At 62.8% G+C, this 20,817-nt stretch carries 22 protein-coding genes; all 22 read right to left on the reverse strand.

What is annotated here, in order from left to right; all coding sequences use genetic code 11:
- Positions 1-149: 149 nt before the first annotated feature.
- The 22 genes from H7B90_RS23260 to H7B90_RS23365 all read right to left on the reverse strand — a co-directional run bounded on the left by H7B90_RS23260 (position 150) and on the right by H7B90_RS23365 (position 20,795).
- Positions 150-1,508 (reverse strand): sedoheptulokinase, encoded by a 1,359-nt coding sequence (locus H7B90_RS23260; RefSeq protein WP_185138292.1) that lies wholly within the window; start codon positions 1,506-1,508, stop codon positions 150-152.
- A 254-nt stretch (positions 1,509-1,762) separates the two neighbouring features.
- Positions 1,763-2,275 carry a peptide deformylase gene (def, locus tag H7B90_RS23265; protein WP_185138293.1) on the reverse strand — a complete coding sequence of 171 codons (513 nt, stop codon included), beginning with the start codon at positions 2,273-2,275 and terminating at the stop codon, positions 1,763-1,765.
- 27 nt (positions 2,276-2,302) lie between these two features.
- Complete coding sequence (locus tag H7B90_RS23270; protein ID WP_185138294.1) at positions 2,303-2,542, reverse strand: helix-turn-helix domain-containing protein; 240 nt, start codon at positions 2,540-2,542, stop codon at positions 2,303-2,305.
- 184 nt (positions 2,543-2,726) lie between these two features.
- Positions 2,727-3,248: a GNAT family N-acetyltransferase gene (locus H7B90_RS23275; RefSeq protein ID WP_185138295.1), complete on the reverse strand. Its 522-nt coding sequence runs from the start codon at positions 3,246-3,248 to the stop codon at positions 2,727-2,729.
- Positions 3,249-3,497: 249 nt separating this feature from the next.
- A complete protein-coding gene (locus tag H7B90_RS23280) occupies positions 3,498-4,265 on the reverse strand; it encodes a DODA-type extradiol aromatic ring-opening family dioxygenase (RefSeq protein ID WP_185138296.1) in 768 nt (255 codons plus the stop codon).
- A 395-nt stretch (positions 4,266-4,660) separates the two neighbouring features.
- The gene (locus H7B90_RS23285; protein WP_185138297.1) at positions 4,661-5,776 is read right to left on the reverse strand and encodes a DUF8832 domain-containing protein; all 1,116 of its coding nucleotides are present in this window, start codon (positions 5,774-5,776) and stop codon (positions 4,661-4,663) included.
- On the reverse strand, positions 5,773-8,031 hold the full coding sequence (locus H7B90_RS23290; RefSeq protein WP_185138298.1) for a heavy metal translocating P-type ATPase: 2,259 nt from the start codon (positions 8,029-8,031) through the stop codon (positions 5,773-5,775). The genes H7B90_RS23285 and H7B90_RS23290 overlap by 4 nt, the downstream gene beginning before the upstream one ends.
- A gap of 108 nt (positions 8,032-8,139) precedes the next feature.
- A complete protein-coding gene (copZ, locus tag H7B90_RS23295) occupies positions 8,140-8,340 on the reverse strand; it encodes a copper chaperone CopZ (RefSeq protein WP_185138299.1) in 201 nt (66 codons plus the stop codon).
- Positions 8,341-8,359: 19 nt separating this feature from the next.
- Positions 8,360-8,698: a metal-sensitive transcriptional regulator gene (locus H7B90_RS23300; RefSeq protein ID WP_185138300.1), complete on the reverse strand. Its 339-nt coding sequence runs from the start codon at positions 8,696-8,698 to the stop codon at positions 8,360-8,362.
- Between the two features lie 138 nt (positions 8,699-8,836).
- A complete protein-coding gene (locus H7B90_RS23305; RefSeq protein WP_185138301.1) occupies positions 8,837-10,153 on the reverse strand; it encodes a deoxyguanosinetriphosphate triphosphohydrolase family protein in 1,317 nt (438 codons plus the stop codon).
- Positions 10,154-10,300: 147 nt separating this feature from the next.
- Positions 10,301-10,654 (reverse strand): DoxX family protein, encoded by a 354-nt coding sequence (locus H7B90_RS23310; protein WP_185138302.1) that lies wholly within the window; start codon positions 10,652-10,654, stop codon positions 10,301-10,303.
- Positions 10,655-10,805: 151 nt separating this feature from the next.
- Positions 10,806-11,519 (reverse strand): FadR/GntR family transcriptional regulator, encoded by a 714-nt coding sequence (locus tag H7B90_RS23315; protein ID WP_185138303.1) that lies wholly within the window; start codon positions 11,517-11,519, stop codon positions 10,806-10,808.
- A gap of 40 nt (positions 11,520-11,559) precedes the next feature.
- A complete protein-coding gene (locus H7B90_RS23320) occupies positions 11,560-12,285 on the reverse strand; it encodes a LutC/YkgG family protein (protein WP_185138304.1) in 726 nt (241 codons plus the stop codon).
- On the reverse strand, positions 12,278-13,795 hold the full coding sequence (locus tag H7B90_RS23325) for a LutB/LldF family L-lactate oxidation iron-sulfur protein (RefSeq protein WP_185138305.1): 1,518 nt from the start codon (positions 13,793-13,795) through the stop codon (positions 12,278-12,280). Before H7B90_RS23325 ends, H7B90_RS23320 begins: the two co-directional genes overlap by 8 nt.
- A complete protein-coding gene (locus tag H7B90_RS23330; protein ID WP_185138306.1) occupies positions 13,792-14,520 on the reverse strand; it encodes a (Fe-S)-binding protein in 729 nt (242 codons plus the stop codon). Before H7B90_RS23330 ends, H7B90_RS23325 begins: the two co-directional genes overlap by 4 nt.
- A gap of 134 nt (positions 14,521-14,654) precedes the next feature.
- A complete protein-coding gene (locus H7B90_RS23335; RefSeq protein WP_246578414.1) occupies positions 14,655-15,512 on the reverse strand; it encodes a formate/nitrite transporter family protein in 858 nt (285 codons plus the stop codon).
- On the reverse strand, positions 15,502-16,023 hold the full coding sequence (locus H7B90_RS23340) for a hemerythrin domain-containing protein (protein ID WP_185138307.1): 522 nt from the start codon (positions 16,021-16,023) through the stop codon (positions 15,502-15,504). Before H7B90_RS23340 ends, H7B90_RS23335 begins: the two co-directional genes overlap by 11 nt.
- 101 nt (positions 16,024-16,124) lie before the next feature.
- Complete coding sequence (locus H7B90_RS23345; RefSeq protein ID WP_185138308.1) at positions 16,125-16,556, reverse strand: hypothetical protein; 432 nt, start codon at positions 16,554-16,556, stop codon at positions 16,125-16,127.
- Positions 16,557-16,854: 298 nt separating this feature from the next.
- The gene (locus H7B90_RS23350; RefSeq protein ID WP_185138309.1) at positions 16,855-17,622 is read right to left on the reverse strand and encodes a DeoR/GlpR family DNA-binding transcription regulator; all 768 of its coding nucleotides are present in this window, start codon (positions 17,620-17,622) and stop codon (positions 16,855-16,857) included.
- A gap of 37 nt (positions 17,623-17,659) precedes the next feature.
- Positions 17,660-19,138, reverse strand: a complete 1,479-nt coding sequence (locus H7B90_RS23355; protein ID WP_185138310.1) for a rhamnulokinase — start codon at positions 19,136-19,138, stop codon at positions 17,660-17,662.
- A 6-nt stretch (positions 19,139-19,144) separates the two neighbouring features.
- The gene (rhaA, locus tag H7B90_RS23360) at positions 19,145-20,404 is read right to left on the reverse strand and encodes an L-rhamnose isomerase (RefSeq protein WP_185138311.1); all 1,260 of its coding nucleotides are present in this window, start codon (positions 20,402-20,404) and stop codon (positions 19,145-19,147) included.
- A gap of 19 nt (positions 20,405-20,423) precedes the next feature.
- Positions 20,424-20,795, reverse strand: coding sequence for a sensory rhodopsin transducer (locus tag H7B90_RS23365; protein WP_185138312.1), 372 nt, complete (start codon positions 20,793-20,795; stop codon positions 20,424-20,426).
- Positions 20,796-20,817 lie beyond the last annotated feature (22 nt).

Here is a 20,817-nt window from a genome sequence, read left to right on the forward strand (position 1 = left end):
TCTGGGCACGCCGTAGAAAAAGAGCCCGCAGCCCCGGCCTCCGGCCGCGGAATGCGAGCTCTTGCTCGGATCGCCGGGGTATCGTTCGCCTTCCCGCGGACCATCCGGCGCCTTCGCTCCCTCTTCAACCTTCCGTTCGACATCCGTTCTTACTCGCGGTCGATAAAGCCCGGGTAGATTCCGACGCCGACTCCCGCGCACAGCGCCGCGCCGCGCGACGCCTCCTCCCGATCCTCGGGAACCTCCAGCGGCAGGCCGAACCGCTTCTCCAGCATTCGGCGCAGAGCGTCGTTGCTCCTCACTCCGTTGCCGGACGCGACGAGCGCGGTCAGCCGGTCTTTGACCGGGGACGGGAACTTGGCGAAGTACCCGTGAAGCTCCTCGGCCATCCCTTCCAGGACGCCGACGATCAGGTGCCGGGCGGTCAGGTTCGCGGGGCCGATGCCGCCGATCGTCCCCAGACGGTGCGGATCCGCCCGGGTGCCGAAGAAGGACGTGTTCACCGTCAGCTTCGAGCCCGGCTCCGGCTCGTCCTCGGCCAGAAGATTCATGGCCGCGTAGATATCGGGAATCGCGGTTCCGGAGAACAAGATGCAGATCTCCCGGAACAGTCGCTCGAGCATCGCGTACGATTTGCCCCCGCTAAGAGAGGCACCCACCAACAAATACCCTCCGCCGGGAAAAGGACGCGTCTCGATCTCCTCGGCTTCCGAATATCGGTCCGCGTAGGCGGAGATTTGCGATCCGGTGCCGACGTTGAGCAGCGCCGAGCTTCGAACGTTCCGAACGGCTCCCAGGAAGCTCGCCTGGTTGTCCCCGATCGCGCTGACGACGGGAATCCCGTCCGGCGTGCGGCCGATGACCGTACCCGACGGAACCTGCTTCGGCAGCAGATCGGGATCGATACCCGCCCGTTGCAGGGCGGCCAGGTCGAAGCCGAGCTTCCGGAGGTCGTACAGGCCCAAGCCGGCCGCGTTCGTCGGATCCGTCGCGGGCCTCGCGAGCCCGGCCAATCTCATCGCGACGTAATCCGGGATCGTGCACAGAGCCGCCGCCCGCTCCGGGACTAGGCCATGCTGCTGCTGATAATAATGCGTCGCCATGCCGAAGCCGGCCGCGACCGGATACCCGGTCAACCGCCGAAGCCGATCGACGTACGAGACGCCGTCTTCGCCCGGCAATCCGCCGCGCCGATCCTGCCACGTATACAGCGGGGAGACGGGGGCTCCGGCCTCGTCTACATAGAGGATGCCGTGCATCTGCCCGGTGACGCCGATTCCGCTCACGTACCCCGCCTCGGCTCGAAGCTTGCCGACGATGCGCAGCGCGAGATCCCAAATGACGGAAGCGTCCTGGGTAAATTCCCATGTCTCCGAAGAAGGCAAACCTGCGGTATTCTCCTTCGTAATCGATTTCACGATTCGTCCGTTCGCGGCGTCCAGCAACACCCCGCATATCGACGTCGTTCCGATGTCTACTCCGATTAAGATGAACGCCACCTCCCGCACGGCACGAAGCCGCCGATCTGTGCCAAGGCGCGAGCCGCCTGCCCGGCATGTCAGATCAAAGGTTAGACGATCTCCGCGATCGTTGTCAACGGATACGATCGTGCGATCGAATTTCGTTCGCTTCGTGATCTCCTTGTTCATATTAAAGAGGAGCTGCCGCGGCAACTCCTCCCAAGCTATCGAGATCGTCTCATCCGTTCCCTCGTTCTGCGTCATCCTTCGACCTTATGCGTTCTCTTGCCTTCCGCACCCACCTATTGGTTCGTCAATCGGAGCACGTCGATCAGCCGGACCTTCTGCTGCGTCTGTTCGTGGAACAAATAGTCCCCCTCGGCCCGGTCGACGAACAGCACGCCGTCCAGGTGGTCGAGCTCGTGCTGGATGCAGCGGGCCAAGTAGCCTTCCCCTTCCAGCTCGAACGGCTCTCCCTTTCGGTTGAAGGCGCGGAGCTTCACGAATTGGGCGCGCTTCACGAAGCCCGCGAAGCCGGGATACGACAAGCAGGCTTCCGTCCCCGTCTGCTCCCCGCCGCTCTCCACAATCTCCGGATTGATCAGCTCGATAAGCCCGTCCCCGCAATCCATGACGACGGCTCTGCGCAGGATGCCGATCTGCGGCGCGGCCAGCCCGGCGCGGCCCTCTTCCGCGTACAGCGTGTCTCTCAAATCGTCCATCAGCTTCTCCGTCCGCGGCCCGTATTCCGTCACGGGCCTGGCCTTCTTCCTTAAGATCGGGTCGCCGAAAGGCAATATCGTTCTCGAAGCCATCGCGCGTTCGTCTCCTTCTTCTGTTCGTTAAGCTCCTTGGGTCCCGGGCGGGGTATGCCGCCATAGATCGCCGGGCGTGCATTCCAGCGCCGTGCACAGCGCGTCGAGCGTCTCGGCCTTCATCTGCTTCGGCTGCCCCCGGAGCAGGGCGCTAATGGAAGGGGCGGACAGCTCGTAGCCGGCCTTCTCCTTCAACAGGCGCGCCAGCGCGGCTCCCGTCCAAATCCCCTTCTCGGCCATGATCTGCCTGAGCATCCACACCAGCATGTCGACCCTCCATTTTAGGCAGTACCTAACTTATTTAAGATGCACCTAATATACCAGAATCGCCGGCCAAAGAAAACAAGCGAAGCCGAAGGCGGGCCTCGCTTGCTCGAAGCGACTCGCTTGCATGGTCTTGCCGCGTGAATGAATTCAAGCCCGACGTTCCCCCAAGGGATCCGTCTCGTCTCTACTCGTTCAAAGCCAGGCGGAAGCTCTTGATCAGCGTCTCCCCGAGACGGATGTCCTTATCCTCGGCGCGCCGGAAGCCGTGCCGTTCGTAGAGCCGGATGGCGGCATCCATAATATCGTTCGTGTGCAAATAGACCGAGTCCGCTCCCCGCGCCCGCGAGCGGCGGATGCTCTCTTGGAGCAGGAGCGTCGCGACGCCCCGTCCTCGGGCCGCGGGCGAGACGGCGAGATACCGGATAATCGGCGACCGGATCCCGAGCTCCGGATCGTCGTAAGCCGCCTCCGAATCGGCGAACAGCTGGACGCTGCCGACGATCTCTCCCTCCTCCGTCTCGGCCACGATCCGGGCGAACGGATAGCCCTCGTACGCCGAAGCGCGCAGTTCTTCCACGTAGGCCTGCCACCGGCCGGTCGCCGAGATCGGCTCCTCGTACTGGGCGTACGCGCTTACGGTCACGGCCGAGACCGCTTCCCGGTCGTTCTCCGTCGCGTCTCTTACGATCAAGTTCAGGCTGCTCAACGGGTCCACTCTCCATCTTTATCCGCGAATTCGCATCGATTCTCTAAGAATTATGTAGAATCAATGTATCACCCTTCAAAGCCCGACGTCAATCCGCCCATTCGGTCATCGTCGACGGAGCCGTCGGGGAGAATCGAAGCGAATCGTAGCGGATCCCGCCGCTTCACGTGAAACAAATCATCGCTTCTATACGCGTTAGAGCCCTATCCCCTCGACTCAGGGATAGGGCCTCATCGGGTGCGCGGCGGTTCAGAAAGCGAGCGACAAGTAACTCAAAGCCCCCATCTCGTAGCTGCGGTGGATCTCCTTGACCTCCGAAGCCGGATCGCCGCTGCCAAAGGCGATGTAGAGCGGAACGAAATGCTCCGGCCGGGGAACGGCGACGCGGGCGTTCGGAGCCAGCTCCTCATAGCGGAACAGGGCGTCCAGATCGCGCTTGCCCAGATGCTCCACGAGCCAATCGTCGAAGGCGACGGCCCAGGCGTCCGGCTCCTTCGCGCTCGGATTCATCGTCCGGAAGTTATGGACGGTCGCCCCGCTGCCGATGACGAGAATGTCCTCCCGGCCGAGGCCTCTCAGCGCTTCTCCGATCCGGTACTGCTCCTTCGGCGGCAAGTACGGGTTCACCGACGCCTGAACGACGGGGATATCGGCATCGGGGAACATTCTCGACAAGACGACCCAAGAGCCGTGATCGAGCCCCCGACGGGCGTCGAGCCTCGAAGCGATGCCCTTCTCCCCGAGCATCCGCGCGACCCGCTCCGCCAGCGGAACCGAGCCCGGAGCGGGGTAGCGGACCTCGTACAGCTCGCCGGGGAAGCCGCCGAAGTCGTAGATCGTGTCGTACGCGCCTTCGATCGCCGAGATCGCCGTCGTCTCGCTCTCCCAGTGAGCGGTGAAAAGGACGATGGCCTTCGGCTTGACCGTCTTGCCGTATTCGGTGAGGAACCGGGCGCATTCGTTGTCGTCGATCGCCATCAGGGGCGAACCGTGGCCGATAAAAATAGGCGATATCATCAGCGTCTCTCCTTAGTTATCCGAAATTAACTTACTAATAATAACTAACTATATATTATGCCATTCATTCGGTCAACCCATTATCCCCTCCCATCAGGCACGTTGCTCCGTCCCCCTCGGAACACTCGTTGTCATCGAACGAACGAATAGCCGCCCCCAAGGTCTTAAACCTTGCGAGACGGCTATCGATAGAATCGGCTTCACCCAGCGGAACCAGCGCCCTGCAGCATCGGGTTCGGTCTGTAAAGCGGCTTGCCGGGACGCTCTAACCCGACAATGTCGGATTACAGTCCCCCAGGCGGCTCGCCGGGACGATCGAACCCGACGATATCGGGACCGGACTCGGCATTTACGCTCAATCCCGATCAAATATGGCTAGACCGGAACCTTGTCCCTTACGAGACCTTCACCGTGAACGGAACGACGAACGTCTTGCCGTTTCGCTGGAATTGCCCCCATATTTTATAGACGCCGCTCTCCGGGAACTCCGTCATGAATTCGGCGACGGGCCCCTTCGCGTCTTCGTCCATCGGATGCACGTGCAGGTACTTCTCGGTGTCCGCGCTCAATATGACGACGTGCCCGACGGCCCCGAGGTAAGGCTCGAGATCGTCGATCGGCTCTCCGGAGGAAGCGTCCGACAGCTTGAACGTCAGCATCGCTTCCTTGTTGGCCTTCAGCGGATCGACCGTCAGCTCGACCCGGTAACCGTCCGCGGTTCTGTCCAGCTTCTCGTCCGGCTCGATGGCCTGCTTCTCGGCGGAAGCGCCCGCCACTTCGATCCATTCGGTATTCGTCGTCGCGGAGCCGCCGGACGGAATATAGTCGGCGATCAGCTTGTAACGGCCCGCCCGGGGGAACTTCGTCCTGACCTTGAATTCCCCGCTTCCCTCGTATTCCGGGTGCAGATGGTCGAAGTACGACAGGTCCTCGCTCACCGCGATCAGATGCATCTTCTTCTCGTGGTTGATGTCGAAGCTCTCGACCTTGTCGCCCGCGGCGGTTTCAACCCGGATCGTAACGGTCGTCTCCTCGTTCGGCTGCGGCTCGTCCGCGGACAGCGTCCACTTGGCGACGGTGGAGACGGCCTCCGCCGCCCCGCCGTGACCGGACGTTCCGTCATGGCCGGATTCTCCGTGCTGGCCGGATTCCCCATGCTGCCCGGATTCCCCATGCTGCCCGGATTCTCCGTCATGGCTCGATTCTCCGTTATGACCGGCCTGCCCGCCGGATCGCTCCGGCTCCGCGGACGCATCCGGGCCGTCGCCATGATGGCTCGTCGCCGTCTGCTTGCCGTCGCTAGAGCCCATGTCCATCCCTTCATGACCTCCCGTCGAAGCCGGAGCGGAAGAGCAAGCCGTCGCCGAGGCGAACGCCGCCGCCAAGAGCAGCGCTAGCGATATTCTTTTCAACCTCATCGTCCCCTTCGCATCCGGCCTTCCCGTCTTAACCGGCATTCTCCGCGCTTCGGTCGTTCTGCGCCTATCCGTCATCCCCGTCATCCCACTCATGCCCGGCCTCCTTGCGAGAACCCTCTCGCCCGCTGCAGCCTCAGCGCGTTCAGCACGACCGACACCGAGCTCAGCGCCATCGCCGCGCCGGCGAGCCAAGGGGCGAGCAGGCCGCTGGCCGCGATCGGGATGCCGACGACGTTGTAGGCGAGCGCCCAGAACAGGTTCTGGCGGATGTTGCGCATCGTCTTCTTGCTCATGGCGATCGCGTCGGCGATGCCGTTCAAGTCGCCGCGCATCAGCGTCACGTCGGCCGCCTCCATCGCCACGTCGGTTCCCGTGCCGATCGCCATGCCGATGTCGGCCGTCGCCAGCGCCGGAGCGTCGTTGATGCCGTCGCCGACCATGGCGACCTTGCGCCCCGCATCCTGCAGCTTGCGCACTTCCGCGGCCTTGCCTTCCGGCAGAACCTCCGCCAGCACCTCGTCGATTCCGGCCTGCCGGGCGATCGCCTTCGCGGTCCGCTCGTTGTCGCCGGTCATCATGACGACCCGCAGCCCGAGGCCCTTCAGCGTCTCGACGGCTTGCCTCGACGTCTCCTTGATCGTGTCGGCCACGGCCACCGATGCCGCATAAACCTCGTCGACCGCGACGAGCATGACGGTCTTGCCTTCTTCCTCCAGACGGCTCATCGCGTCGAGCGCTTCTTGGCGCACGTTCACGCCGCTCTCCCGCATCAACTTGCGGGTGCCGATCAACAGGCGATGCCCTTCGACTTCCGCCGACACGCCGTGCCCCGGGATCGCCTCGAACGAATCCGCTTCGGGGATCGCCGCCTCGCCGCCTTCCCGAATGCCGCGAACGATCGCTTCCGCCAGCGGATGCTCGGAACGGCGTTCCGCCGCTCCGATCCAGCCGAGCAGACGCTCCCGCGGCCACGCTTCCTCCGCGATGACGTCCGTCAGCTCCGGCGTCCCCTTCGTTACCGTACCGGTCTTATCGAGCACGATCGTATCGACCGCATGCGTCGCTTCCAGATGCTCGCCGCCTTTGAACAGCACGCCGAGCTCGGCCGAGCGGCCCGAACCGGCCATGATCGACGTCGGAGTCGCCAAGCCCAGCGCGCAAGGGCAAGCGATGACGAGCACCGCGATCGCCGCTTCCAGAGCGGAAGAGAAGCTGCCGGAATCGACCGCGAAGAACCAGACGAGGAACGTCGCGATGGCGATGCCGACGACGATCGGCACGAAGATGCCGGAGATGCGGTCCGCCACCCGCTGGATCGGGGCTTTGGAGCCCTGCGCCTGCTCGACGACGCGAATGATCTGGGACAGCGCCGTCTCCTTGCCGATGCGGGTCGCGCGGATTTTGAGCATGCCGTTCTTGTTCACCGTCGCGCCGTAGACGGCGTCGCCGGCCCGCTTGTCGACCGGAAGGCTCTCGCCGGTCAGCATCGATTCGTCGACGGCCGACTGGCCGTCGACGACTTCGCCGTCGACCGGCACCTTCTCGCCCGGCTTGACGATGCAGACGTCGCCGACGGCGACCTCTTCCACCGGCACGCGAACTTCCTGACCGTCGCGCACGACGAGAGCGGTCTTCGCCTGCAGCTTCATCAGCGAGCGGATCGCTTCGGACGAGCGTCCCTTGGCCATCGCCTCGAACAGCTTGCCGAGCAGGATCAGGGTGATGAGCACCGAGCTCGTCTCGTAGTACATGTCGACCCGATGATGAGCCGGCATGCCGATCGACTCGATCGTCAGATAGAGACTGTAGAAGTAAGCCGCCGAAGTGCCGAGCGCGACGAGAACGTCCATGTTGGCGCTGCCGTTGCGCAGCGCCTTGTAGGCGCCGACGTAGAAGTGCCGGCCGATGACGAACTGCACCGGAGTGGCCAGGACGAGCTGGAACCAAGGATTCATGAACAGCTCCGGCACCCAGATCCACGATGTGAACGAGAAGTGCCCGACCATCGCCCACAGAAGAGGCAGCGACAGGATGGCGGATACGATCAGCTTGCGGCTGTGGCGAACGATATCCTTCCGGCGACGTTCCGCCGGATCGGCCGCCTCCTCGGTCTTGCGCGCGGCCCGGTAGCCGAGCTGCTCGACCTTGCGGATCAGGTCCGGCACCGTCGCCGCCCCTTCCGGAGCGAGCTCGACGTGGGCCGTCTCCAGCGCCAGGTTGACCGTCGCCTTGCCGACGCCCGGCACCTTGTTCAATCCCTTCTCGATGCGGTTCGCGCAAGCCGCGCAGGTCATGCCGCCGATCTCCAGGTCGACGCTTTGGAGCCTCGTTTGCGTTGTCGTACTCATGGGCTTCACCTTCCGTTTAGTCTGCTATCGGATACCCCGGTAGGGTATGTTAAAGGGTAAAAAGAGGAGCCGCCGCCGGCGGCTCCGGTCGTTGGCGATCGCCCAGCTTCAGGCGACGTCGTACCCTTGATCCTCGATCGCTTCCTTGATCGCGTCGAGGCTGATCTTCGCTTCGTCGTATTCGATCGCCACGGAGCCCGCGGCCAGATCGACCTTCGCCTTCGCGCCCAGCTTGCCGACGGCTCCTTCGACCGAGTTCACGCAGTGTCCGCACGACATTCCATCGACCTTCAACGTTATGTTCTGCATAGGTAAGCCCTCCTATGAATCATTTCATTAATTTGTTGACGGTGACCAGAAGTTCGTCGATGACTTCGTTCTCGCCCGCCTGAATGCGTTCGATGATGCAGCTCTTCATATGGCCTTCGAGCAGCAGCCTGCCGACGCTGTTCAGGGCCGATTGCGCGGCGGCAATCTGATTCAGTACGTCGTCGCAGTAGGTGTCCTTCTCGATCAGGCCTTTGATACCGCGGATTTGGCCTTCGATCCGGTTCAGCCTCGACAACAGATTCGCCTTCATCTTATCCGAGTGATGACTCTTCCTCTCCGAGCCGCCTGCAGGACAGCTCTCCGGATGGTCAAACTCGCGAGCGTTAGAATGTTCCATGCTTCGGTCACCTCACGAACTCATCATAATATACCCCCATAGGGTATGTCAAGCGGTGTTCTTCGCAAAAAATAGATTTCTTTATTCGGCCTTCGAAACGGCGGCCGACGGCACTATCCTTCGCGGAGATCGCCTTTCTTAATCCCTCTCGTAGATCGAACCCGAACGGCTCGCGAAAAACTCGGCGTACACCTTCTCCGCGTACGCGTCGGTCATGCCCGCGATATAGTCGGCCGCCAGCCGCTCCCACGGCCATCGATCCTTCTGCCGCTCGTAGCTCTCGAGCCAGTCCGGCGGAATGATGAGCCGCCCGGTCTCGTATTCCTTGAAGCTGTCCCACAGCCGCCGGATCATGACTTCGCTTCGCTTGTGAAGCCGCTGCACGCGGAAATCCTTGATCAGCGTCACCCAAGCCAGCTTCTTCAGAATCTCCATCGTCCGCAGCAGCTCCAGATCCTCCGCGCCGTCTCGAACGAACGTGACTCTTTTCCACCCGGTATCCGGATCGTCGATAATGCCTACGTGGCTCGCGAACTTGCGCACCCAGCGCGCCTTCATCTCCCGTCTCGTCCGGGACGGCTCGCGGCCGCATTCCTCGAAGAGCGCCTCCCACTGCCGCGCGAAGTCGCTCAGCACCTGCCGGACCATCTCCGGCATGTCCACGCGGTCCCAATTCATGCTGTCGTTGCCTTGATCGTCCACGATCTCCTGGATGACGTTCGCGACGAGCCGATCGTCCTCGAACAGGCTGCGGCTGATCTGAATCTTGCCCGCCCGGATGCCGTCCTCGAGATCGTGCGTCGAATAGGCGATGTCGTCGCACAAGTCCATGAGCTGCGCTTCGAGCGTCGCGACGCCTTCCGGCATTCCCCATAGGCCGCGCAAATAATGAATGCCTTCCCACTCTCGGGCGAACACGCCCTTAAGCCGTCCCGGCTCGTCGATGCAGAACGGGTATTTGTTGATCGCGAGCAGCACCGCCGCCGTCAGGTCGAGGCCGCTGTCGCTGCCCGCCCGCTTCTCGAGGAACATCAGGATCCGGAAGTTCTGGGCGTTGCCCTCGTACTTCATCCCGAACCCTTCCGTCAGCACGTCGTTCAGCACTTCTTCGCCCTTGTGCCCGAACGGGGGATGCCCGAGATCGTGCGCCAGCGCGGCGACCTCCACGACCTCCGGATCGATCATCAAGCCCGGATGCTCCTTCGCCGCCAGGAACGGGTAGCTCTTGCCGAGGCGGCGGGCTACCTCGCGCGCGATCTGCGACACCTCCAGCGAATGGGTCAGCCTCGTCCGGTAATAGTCGCCCGAACCCGCGCCGAACACCTGCGACTTGCCCTGCAGCCGTCGGAACGCGGGGGATTGGATCAGCCTCGCGTAGTCCTTCTCGTATTCGTCCCGGTCTTCTCCCGAGTGGATGTTCTCCGTGTCGAACAATCTATGCTTGCGTACGTTCATAGCCGGTCACCTCGTCTGTCTCTATTTACGTCATTGTATTTGTTTTCGACCGATTGCGCCAGCGCTTGCCCGCACAAAAAAAGAAAAAACCGTCATAAAAGCTGACGGTTCGTGTAAGGCGAATGGAGCTTATGGCGGAATTGCCTCTCATGAGAACCAGTCCGAAGCGTGCCGGACGGCGACGGACGCCGCCACGAGCAGGAACACGAACGCCGGCGCCCATTGCGAGAAGGGATCCTTCGCCCGACGGTGCACGCCCAAGGCCCCGACCATCAGCGCCGCCAGCCCGAGGCCGGCCAATACCGCGAGAACCGGAACCCAGATGCCGGCCAGCATGCCGATTCCTCCCAGAACTTCGGCGCCTCCCACAAGGAGGCGAACGTTCGGGGAGAACCCCCACTTCCTGAAGTTGTTCGCATGCATCCTCGCTCCGGCCAGCTTCGCGATCCCGCTCATCAGAAACGCGATTCCGAGCATCGCCTGCAGAACGTATATGGCCATGTCCTCATCCCCCTTCGCGCGTTCGCGTCCGACAATCGACCATCTATGTCAGGTAATCATTCATCGGACGGGAACTTTGCCGCATAGGCGAATTATAGGTCACAACCAGACAAGCTGGCAAGCCTCCGGACGGAGAAAATTCGGGAAAAGCTCACAAATACTTCGTCAGAATCCCTTCGACGTGTCTCAGATGCCGCTTCATGCTCTCGGCCGCTCCCGCGGAATCGCGTTCCGCCACGGCGCCGAAGATCGCCTTGTGCTCGGCGAGCAGCCGCTCCGCGACCGACCGGTTCGCGTACAGCTCGACCCGCCGCACTTCGCGGATCGCCTGCTCCATCGGCGTCATGATCGAATCGAACAGCCGGGCCATCATCTTGTTGCGCGTCGCGGCGACGAGGGCGAGATGGAAGGCGATGTCGGTCCGCTCCCCTTCGAGGTCGTCGCCGACGGCGGCTTCCATCTCGCGGACGATGGCGGCGAGCGACGCCACGTCCTCGTCCGTGCGCTTCTCCGCCGCCAGCGTCGCGATCGACACCTCGAGCGACTGCCGCACTTCGATCAGCTCGAGCAGCGTCTCCCGGTTCATCCGCAGCGACTCCAGCTCCGGCAGCCCGGCGGGATCCGGCGCCAGGCTGTCGCGGATGACGGTGCAGCCGCCGCCCTGGCGGATCTCGATAAGCCCCATCGCCTTCAAGGCGCTGAGCGCTTCGCGGGTTGTCGAGCGGCCGACGCCGAACCGCTCCGACATCGTCTTCGTCGACGGCAGCTTGTCGCCGATCTTCAGCTTGCCTTCGAGGATCTGGCGCTTCAGCTGCTCGGTGATCTCCTCGTAATGGTTCCGCTTCGTAAGAGGGGTGACTTCCATTCGCTCCCATCCGCTCCTTCTCTCTATATCCGACGTTCCCTTATCCGACGAGCAGCGCGTAGACGACGCCCGGACCGTGCACGCCGATCGTCAGGTCGTTCTCGATGTCCGACGAACGGCTCGGCCCGGAGATGAAGTGAATGCCGGCCGGCAGGTTCTCGCGCCCGGCGCGGTCGAATTCGACGAGCACCTCGCCCAGGCGCGTGCGAAGCCGATCGACCGGGATCACGATCATGAGCACGGTCGGCAGCAGCGACACCGAGCGTCCCTTGTCCTTGGAGGACAGGACGGCGACCGAGCCCGTGTACGCGGCCGCGTAATCGGCCATGACGACGCCGAAGTCGGCCTCCGCCGAGCGCGCCTTCCAATAGGTGTCCGGATCGGTGTTCCAGACGGACACCGCGGCTTCCGGCAGCGCCTCTTCCAGGCCGAGCTCCGCCAGCTCGGCCTCGTTCTGGCGCACGACGTACCGCGCGCCCATCTCCTTCGCCTTGCCCGCGATGAAGTCGCGGACGGCGTTCATGTCGGAGAGGCGGGCGACGTGGCCGCCGACGCTTCTCCAGTTGTCCGAGAAGCGCTCGATCCGCTCCTCCGGCGTCCATTCGAACGCGTTCCAGAAGTCCGGCGCGCCGCGGAACGGATGCTCCGGAGCCTTCGCCAGGCGCGGACGCCCGAGCTTCTTCGCGATGCCGTCCATGAACGACGCCTGCTTGGCGCGGGACTGCTCCTCCATCTTTCTCAACCATTCTTGATGCGTATCAGCCATGATGCCCGCCGCCTCCTTCCCGCTCCCGCTTCTTCAGCGCCGCTTCCATCCGGCCGCGAATCTCGGGGCTCATCTCCTGCAGCCCTTGACGAATCTCCTGGTCCAGCGTCGCGAAGCGCTGGCGGAACGTCGACTTCGGCAGGCTCGGCAGGACGCGGTAGCTGTTCCAGCCCTTGAGCGGACCGATCTTCGCGCGGATGCCGCCGTCCCGGACGACGAGCTTCTGACCGATCTGCCCCATCTTGAGCGCCGCGCGGAACCGCTTCGCGTTGCCCATGAGAACGGCGAAGCCCTTCATGCCGGCGCCTTCCAGCTTGTTGCCGTGCCCCTTCTCCACCTTGCGGCGGCGAAGGTAGATGAGCATCTCGTGCAGCGGAATCTTCACCGGGCACGCCTCGTAGCAGGCGCCGCACAAGCTCGACGCGTTGGCGATATCGTCCCATTCCGCGACGTTCTTGTTGAGCGCGGGCGTCAGCACGGCGCCGATCGGGCCGCTGTACGTGCCGCCGTACGCATGGCCGCCGATATGGCGGTACACCGGGCAGGCGTTCAGGCAGGCGCCGCAGCGGATGCAGTTGAGCAACTCCTGGAATTCGGGATCCCCGAGCTGCAGCGATCGGCCGTTGTCGACGATGATGATGTGCATCTCGTCCGGGCCGTCGGCGTCCGCTTCGCGGCGCGGGCCCGTGATGCCGGACATGTACATCGTCAGCTTCTGGCCGGTCGCGGAACGGGGCAGCAGCGTCGCCATCACTTCCAAGTCCTGAAACGAAGGGATAATGCGCTCCATGCCCATCAAGGTAATTTGCGTTTTCGGAAGGGTCGTCACCATCCGGGCGTTGCCCTCGTTCTCGAACAGCACCATCGAGCCGGTCTCCGCGATCGCGAAGTTGCAGCCGGTCATGCCGATGTCCGCTTCGAGGAAGTTCTCCCGCAGCTTCTTGCGGACGAAGCCCGCGAGCACGGTCGTGTCCGCCTCCAGCTTCTCGCCGGCCACTTCGGACAGCAGGTCCGCGATCTGGTACCGGTTCTTGTGGATGGCGGGGATGACGATATGGGACGGCGTCTCGCCCGCAAGCTGGATGATGTATTCGCCCAGGTCGGTCTCGATCGCTTCGACCCCGATGCCTTCGAGGGCATGGTTCAAGTGAAGCTCCTCGGACACCATCGACTTCGACTTCACGACGGTCTTCGCCTGCTTGTTCTTGGCGATCTCGAGGGCGATGCGCACCGCGTCGGCCCCCGTGTCGGCGAAGTGGACGTGAACGCCGTTCGCTCTGGCGTTGTCCACGAACATATTCAGATAATAATCGAGATGGGCGATCGTGTGAAGCCGGATTTGCCGGCCGCGCTCCCGCCACTCGTCCCAGTTGCCGTGCTCGGCCGATGCGTTCTTCTTCCCGTTGCGCAGCCGCTCCGTCGTGAACTTGACCGCCTTGCGCAGGAAGTCGTCGTTCAGCGCCAGCTCCGCTCTCTTCTTGACCGTGTTCGGCATCGTCTTCGCGCTCATGCCAGCTTCGCCCCCTCCGCGAGCAGCTCGGCCAAGTGCATGACCCGAACCGGCTCGCCCCTGAATCTCAGATTGCCCGCGATGTTCATCAGGCACGCCATGTCGAGCCCGACGAGCACCTCGGCTTCGGTCTCCTTCACGTGGTCGACCTTCTCGGACACCATCGCGCCGGAGATGTCGGCCATCTTCACCGCGAACGTGCCGCCGAACCCGCAGCAGTCCTCCGCGAACGGCAGCGGCACGAATTCCAGCCCCTTCACGCGCTTCATCAGCTCCATCGGCTCGTCCTTGACGCCGAGCAGACGGCTGCCGTGGCAGGACGGGTGGTACGTGACCTTATGCGGGAACGAAGCACCGACGTCGGTGACGCCGAGCACGTTCACAAGGAACTGGGTGAATTCGTACGACTTCGCTTGCAGCTTCTTCGCCTTCTCCAGCATGGCCGGATCGTTCTCGAACAGCTTCGGATAATGGTGGATCATGCCCGTGCAGGAGCCGGACGGGGAGATGACGAAGTCGCTGTCTTCAAACGCTTCCAAAATCGTTCTCGCCGAATCCCTAGCCTCTTCCCAGTAGCCGCTGTTGAACGCGGGCTGGCCGCAGCACGTCTGCACCGTCGGGAAGTCGAGCCGGACGCCGTAGCGGGCGAGCAGGCGGACCATCGCCTCGCCGACCCGGGGATAGAACGCGTCGCTTAAGCAAGTAATGAACAAGGAGACCTTCATGACGCACCTCGCAGCTCAAATATAATCTTATTATCAGGTTGTCAGACATGTTTGGCAAGAGGGAATTCCGGATTTCGCGCACAAAAAAACTCCGCCCGAACGGCGGAGCCGGAGGAGTCGGCGGAGTCCCCCCCTTATTTTAAAGGATATCCCTCGCGGCTCGCCGGCGTCGAAGCCTCCCTCCCTCTCTTCGCCGGACTTCGGCTTGCATACCAGTAGGCTCCGCCGACGAATCCCGCGCCGCCGACGATGTTGCCGAGGGTCACCGGAACGAGGTTATGGACGAGGCCCGCGACGGTAACGGTATCCGGGTGCTCGAGCAGCAGCGATAAAGTCAACGTCGTCATGTTGGCGACGCTGTGCTCGAAGCCCGACGACACGAAGGCGAGCAGGCACCAGGCGCACAGGACGATTTTCGCGGTCTCGCTCTTCACGGCGGACAGGCACCAGACGGCGAGACAGACGAGCCAGTTGCACAGAATGCCCCGGACGAACAGCTGGCCGAACGGCAGATGCATCTTCTTCGCCGCCAAGACGAACAGCTGATGGTCGGGACCCGCGGCCGAGAATACCCCCGACAGGTATAGGAGCCAGGCGAAGAGGAGCGCTCCCGCGAAGTTGCCGAGCCAGCACCAGAGCCAGTTGCGGCCCGCGTCCCCCCACGTGATCCGGCCGCCCATGGCGCCGAGCGCGAACGTCAGGTTGTTGCCCGTGAACAGCTCGGCTCCGGCGAAGACGATGAGCAGCAGCGCGATGCCGAATACGAGCCCCATGACAAGCGTGGTGTACGGGGAATGGGCGGCGTAGAGCGGCGCGGAGACGGAGAACATAAGCGCGACCCCCATCCCGACGTAAGCGCCGGCCATCGCGCAGTATACGAAGTAGCGGGGCAGGCTTTGCCCCATGCTTGCTTTTTTGGACGAAGACTTGTTCAGCAGCGCTTCCAGCGGGCCGCTCTCTTCCATCGCGTTCGCGCCTCGGTTAAAATCCATAACCGTTCGATTGATCCGCGAACGCTTCGAGGATCTCCTCTTCCTCCTTGAAGTGGTTGCGCAGCAGCGCGTACGCTTGAAGCAGATACGAAGCGAGCCGCACCGCCCCTTCGTGATCGAGCGGCCGGGGAGTCTGCGCGACCTGAACGAGGAACGCGTCGATGTAATGCTCCGCCATCTCGTGCTCCTGCTCCATGAGCGTGAACACGTCCATGTCGTTGCCGAAGTACCAGACCGCGAGCGGGAACAGCTCGTTCTCCTCCCATTCCGAATGGTCGGCCAAGCTCTTCTTGTAAGCTTGTACGGTGCGAATGAGAACGTCCAATTTATCGGAGATCAGACGCGGGTCGTTCTCGCCCCGGACGGCGCAGGCTTCGCGGTACAGCCTCTTCAGCCCTTCCTGCAATCCGGCGTGCTCCTTCTTGACTCTGGCGAGGGCATCGCATAGGCGTTCCGACAGTTGAATGCCTTCGGGGGCGGTCAGCGGCAGTTCCGGCTCGTGAGTTTTCATGGGAATCCCTCCAATGGCGAAGCTCTTAAGATGGCTTCAGTATAGCTCCTTGGATGGGATATGTATGTGAAAACAATCACATGATTCGAATAGATCCGACATTATCGAATTTGACGGAGAGGAATGTCCAAGTCGATCTTGATCTCTTCTTCTCCGACCGAGAGAATCGCTTGCGCGTAGAGAACTTTATCTTTTCGCCGTATATCCAGAATTCGGTCCTTCTCGTAACTGTACGCCTCGTTCGGGCCCAATTGCCCTCGGATCCCGACGAAGCTTCGAACGAATTCCGGCTCCCGGTCGCGGGGCCTGGCTTCGATGCCGACCAAAGGATCCATGTGGAGAATCTCGATGGGACGGCCGCCCGTATTTACGATTTCCGCGTGCACTTGGATTCGGGATGCTTCTACTCTCTCCGCTTGAACGCGGAGCGTGATGATCCCGGACGAGACTTCCTTGACGAGAGGGGCGTTCTCCTTATCCCGACATCCGGTTGCCAGCATGAGGAACAAGCTTAGAACGGCTAAATACTTCATGACGCGCCCGCCTCTCTCCCGCATAATCCGCTCCCGCGACCTTCCGGACCACCGCCCGCAATCCGCATTATCGGGACCTCCTCCGGAACTAGGCCGTTCATTTGGAGCTTTGTGTATTAAACGAGACGGAGCTGTTAAAAGTTCTCAAATTTTCAAAGGCGATACATGATTTCATGCCTTTCATACGGACGGCCTAGCGCTTAGGGGGTGGAGTCGCGCGAACCGCCGACAGCGAATAAGGCCCTCCGCTCGCCTGCAAGGCGATCGGGGGCCGAATATCGGTTGCCTTCCTCTATGCTTACACCGTCGTGACGGCGATCGATCGATCCGCGAGCTGACGGAGCGTCTCCGGATCGATGCTCCGGTCGGTGACGATCGAATCGACGTCGGCCAGATCGGCGACGTGCGTGAACGCCTGCACGCCGAACTTGCTGGAATCGGCGAGCACGATGACCTGGTCGGCCATGCCGACCATCTTCTGCTTCACGCGCGCCTGAAGCTCGTTCGACTCGCTGATGCCCCGCTCCAGATGGACGCCCTTGCACGACAAGAACGCCTTGTCGACGTGGTAGGCGTCCAGCGAGCGCTCGGCCAGCGGGCCGACGAACGACAGCGAACGCTGCGCGAGAATGCCGCCGGTGGAGATGACCTCGATCTTCTCCTTGCCGGCGAGCTCGGTCGCGACCTTGATCGAGTTCGTGAGCACCGTCAGCGGAATGTCCGGCATGCTCGACGCCATGTACCAGGCGGTAGAGCTGGCATCCAGCAGGATGCGGTCCTTCGGCCGGATCAGCTTGACCGCTTCCGCCGCGATGCGCCTCTTCTCTTCCGCGCGGATGATCTCCCGCTCCGTATAGGGGATCTCCGCATGAAGAGGCTGCTGATCCTTGATGCTGACGGCGCCGCCATGCGAGCGGCGAAGGCGCCCGGCCATCTCCAGACGGTCGAGGTCGCGTCGGATCGTCTCCTCCGTCACCTGGCAGAGCTCGCTCAGCTCGGATACCCGAATGCTCCCCCTGTCGTTGACCAGCTGTACGATTTTCTCATAGCGTTCCGCGACCAGCATGGCACCTTCAACCTCTTTCCGTTCCTTCAAAATAGAGTTAGGCTCGCGATAAACCCGCGACGCGAAGGAAGCCGCCGTAGGCGTTCTCCCAAGCTTCGCGCTCCTGAGGCTCGTAGACCGTCACCGGGAACGAGTCGCGAACGACCTTGCGCGCTTCCCAGATGTCGGACAGCTCGCCTTGGGCGATCCATTGCACGACCAGATTGCCGATCGCGCTTCCTTCCGCGGGCCCCGCCCAGACGGGCTTGGCGATCGCGTTGGCCGACCATTGGCAGAGCAGCGCGTTCTGAATGCCGCCGCCGACCATGTGGAGGCCGTTGAAGCGCTGGCCCGAGAGCCGCTCCGTCAACTCTAGCACGTAACGATATTTGAGGGCAAGGCTCTCCAGAATGCAGCGGACGACTTCGCCCGGCTGCTCCGGCGCCTTCTGCCCCGTGCGCTCGCAGTACCGGCGAATCCGGCCGGGCATATCCCCGGGAGGCAGGAACGCGTCGTCGTCCGGATCGATGAAGGCCGCGAAGGCGGGCGCCTCGCCGGCCAGCTTCACCAGCTCGGGGAAGGTGTAGGACTGGCCGGCCCTCTCCCATTCCCGGCGCGTCTCGTTCAGAATCCACAGGCCCATGATGTTCTTGAGCAAGCGGAACGTCCCGTCGACGCCGCCTTCGTTCGTGAAGTTCAGCTCGCGCGCCAGGTCGCCGAGCACCGGCTGCCGGACCTCCGTCCCCATAAGCGACCACGTTCCGCAGCTCAAGTACGCGAACGAGCGGTCGAGCGCGGGAACGGCGGCGACGGCCGAGCCGGTGTCGTGCTCGGCGACGGCGTAGACGGGGATCGGGCCGACGCCGAGCTCCTCGATAAGCGACGGCCGCAAGGAGCCGACCTGCGTTCCCGGATGGACGACCGGGGCGAACAGCGTCTCGGATACGCCGATCGCCTGCAGCAGCGTCTTATCCCATTCGTTCAGGACCGGGTTGTACAGCTGGGTCGTCGTCGCGTTCGTGAATTCGTTCGCCATCTCGCTCGTCAGGAAGTAGCGGAGCAGGTCCGGAATCATCAGGAACCGCTGGGCATCGCGAAGCATCGGCGATCTCGCCCGCTTGAGCGCGTACAGCTGGAAAATCGAGTTGAACGCCAGAAACTGGATGCCCGTGCGCGCGAACACGTCCGCCGCCGGAATCTCCTCGAACAGCTTCTCCATCATGCCGTCCGTATGGCGGTCCCGGTAATGATACGGGTTGCCGAGCAGCTCCCCGTTCGTGCCGATGAGCCCGAAGTCGACGGCCCACGAATCGATGGCGAGGCTCTTCACTTCGACTTTTTGATGCTTCGCCTTCAGGAGTCCCTGCTTCAGCTCGTGATAGAGGCGGAGAATGTCCCAATGCAGCCGGTCGCCGACCTGCACCGGGTCGTTGGGGAACCGGTGCAGGTCTTCGGTGACGATCTTGTTGCCCTCGAGGCGGCCGAGCAGCGCCCTTCCGCTGCTCGCCCCGAGATCGTAGGCGAGTACGTTAGCCAAGCGGCATCAACCTCGCTTCAGCAGAACTTCTTGCTCGTAGGCTTTGACGTCGGCGAGCCACTGCTCGCGGACCGGAACGCCCATTTTCTCGCAATAATAGTCCCATACCGCCCCGAACGGATATGTCTTGAACTCTTCGCTGAGCGCGAGACGCGTCGTGTAGTCGCCCGCGAGCTCGGCTTGGCGCAGCGCCTCGGCCGGCTCCAGCATCGCGCGGAGCAGCGCCTTGATCGTGTTGCGGGTGCCGATGACCCAAGCCGCGACGCGGTTGATGCTGGCGTCGAAGAAGTCGAGGCCGATGTGCGTCTTGGCGAGCAGGTCGCCGCGCACGAGCTCGCGGCCGATGTCCAGCAGCTCGTCGTCGAGGATGACGACGTGGTCGCTGTCCCAGCGGACCGGGCGGCTGACGTGCAGCAGGATGCCTTCCGCGAACAGCGAGAGCGAGCTCAGCTTGTTGGAGATGACCTCGGTCGGATGGAAGTGGCCGGCGTCGAGGCAGATCAGCTTGTTGTTCTGGATGCCGTAGCCCATATAGAATTCGTGGGACCCGACCGTGTACGCTTCCGCGCCGAGGCCGAACACCTTGCTCTCGACGGCGTCGAGGTTGTGGGCCGGGTTCAGCGGCTCCGCGAACACTTCGTCGAGCGATTCCTTCAGGCGGCGGCGCGGCGCCAGGCGGTCGGCCGGGATGTCCTTGTAGCCGTCCGGCACCCACACGTTCGTGACGCACGTCTGGCCGAGCTGCTCGCCGAAGTAGGCGCCGATGCGGCGGGACGCCTTGCAATGGTCGATCCAGAAGCGGCGGATGTCCGCGTCCGGATGGCTGAGCGTGAAGCCGTCGCTCGACTTCTCGTGCGAGAAGCAGGTCGGGTTGAAGTCGAGGCCGAGGCCCTGCTCCTTGGCCCAGTCGACCCACTTCGCGAAGTGGCGAGGCTCCAGCGCGTCAAGATCGACCTTCTCCTCCGTGTCGGCATAGATCGCGTGGAGATTGACTTTGTGCTTGCCGGGAATGAGTGAGAACGCTTTCTCGAGATCGGCGCGCAATTCCTCCGGCGTGCGGGCCGCTCCGGGGTAGTTGCCGGTGACGGCGATGCCGCCGGTCAGATCCTGGTCGCGGTTCAGGAAGCCGCGGACGTCGTCTCCTTGCCAGCAGTGCATGGAAATTTTGATTTGCGCCAGTCGTTCCAGCACTTGATCGACGTCGATGCCGTGCTTGGCGTACAGTTCCTTCGCTTCGTTGTAGCTGCGCTCAATCGCGGAAGTCATGAGGCTGCCCCTCCTCCGTTTATTTGACCGGGTAGGCGACGACCGACATCAAGGCGTTCTCGGCCTGGGTCGCGTCCAGTCGGCTGTATTGGACGAAAATCGGAATATCGCTGCGCACCTCGATCGCGTAGGGAACGCCGACCGGAATCGACGTCCCCTCCTTGGCGAGGGATGAGGTGCGAATATGCTTGGTGCGCCTGGGCGGGACGACGACGAGGATGTCCTCGATCGGCTCCCGGTCTTCGAAGTAGATCGTGAAGTTCAGCAGCGCTTCCTCGGACGACACGTTCAGCACGCAGACCGACTCGTGGCTCTCGAGGGAGCCCGCGCTCGTCGGCGGAATGTAGCCGTCCGGTATGATCCAATTCTTCTCTCCTCTGGCGAGGTGCATGGATTCGCCCTCCTCTAATGGA

Source organism: Cohnella xylanilytica (genome assembly GCF_014212175.1).
In the GTDB taxonomy this organism is placed as follows: Bacteria; Bacillota; Bacilli; order Paenibacillales; family Paenibacillaceae; genus Cohnella; species Cohnella xylanilytica.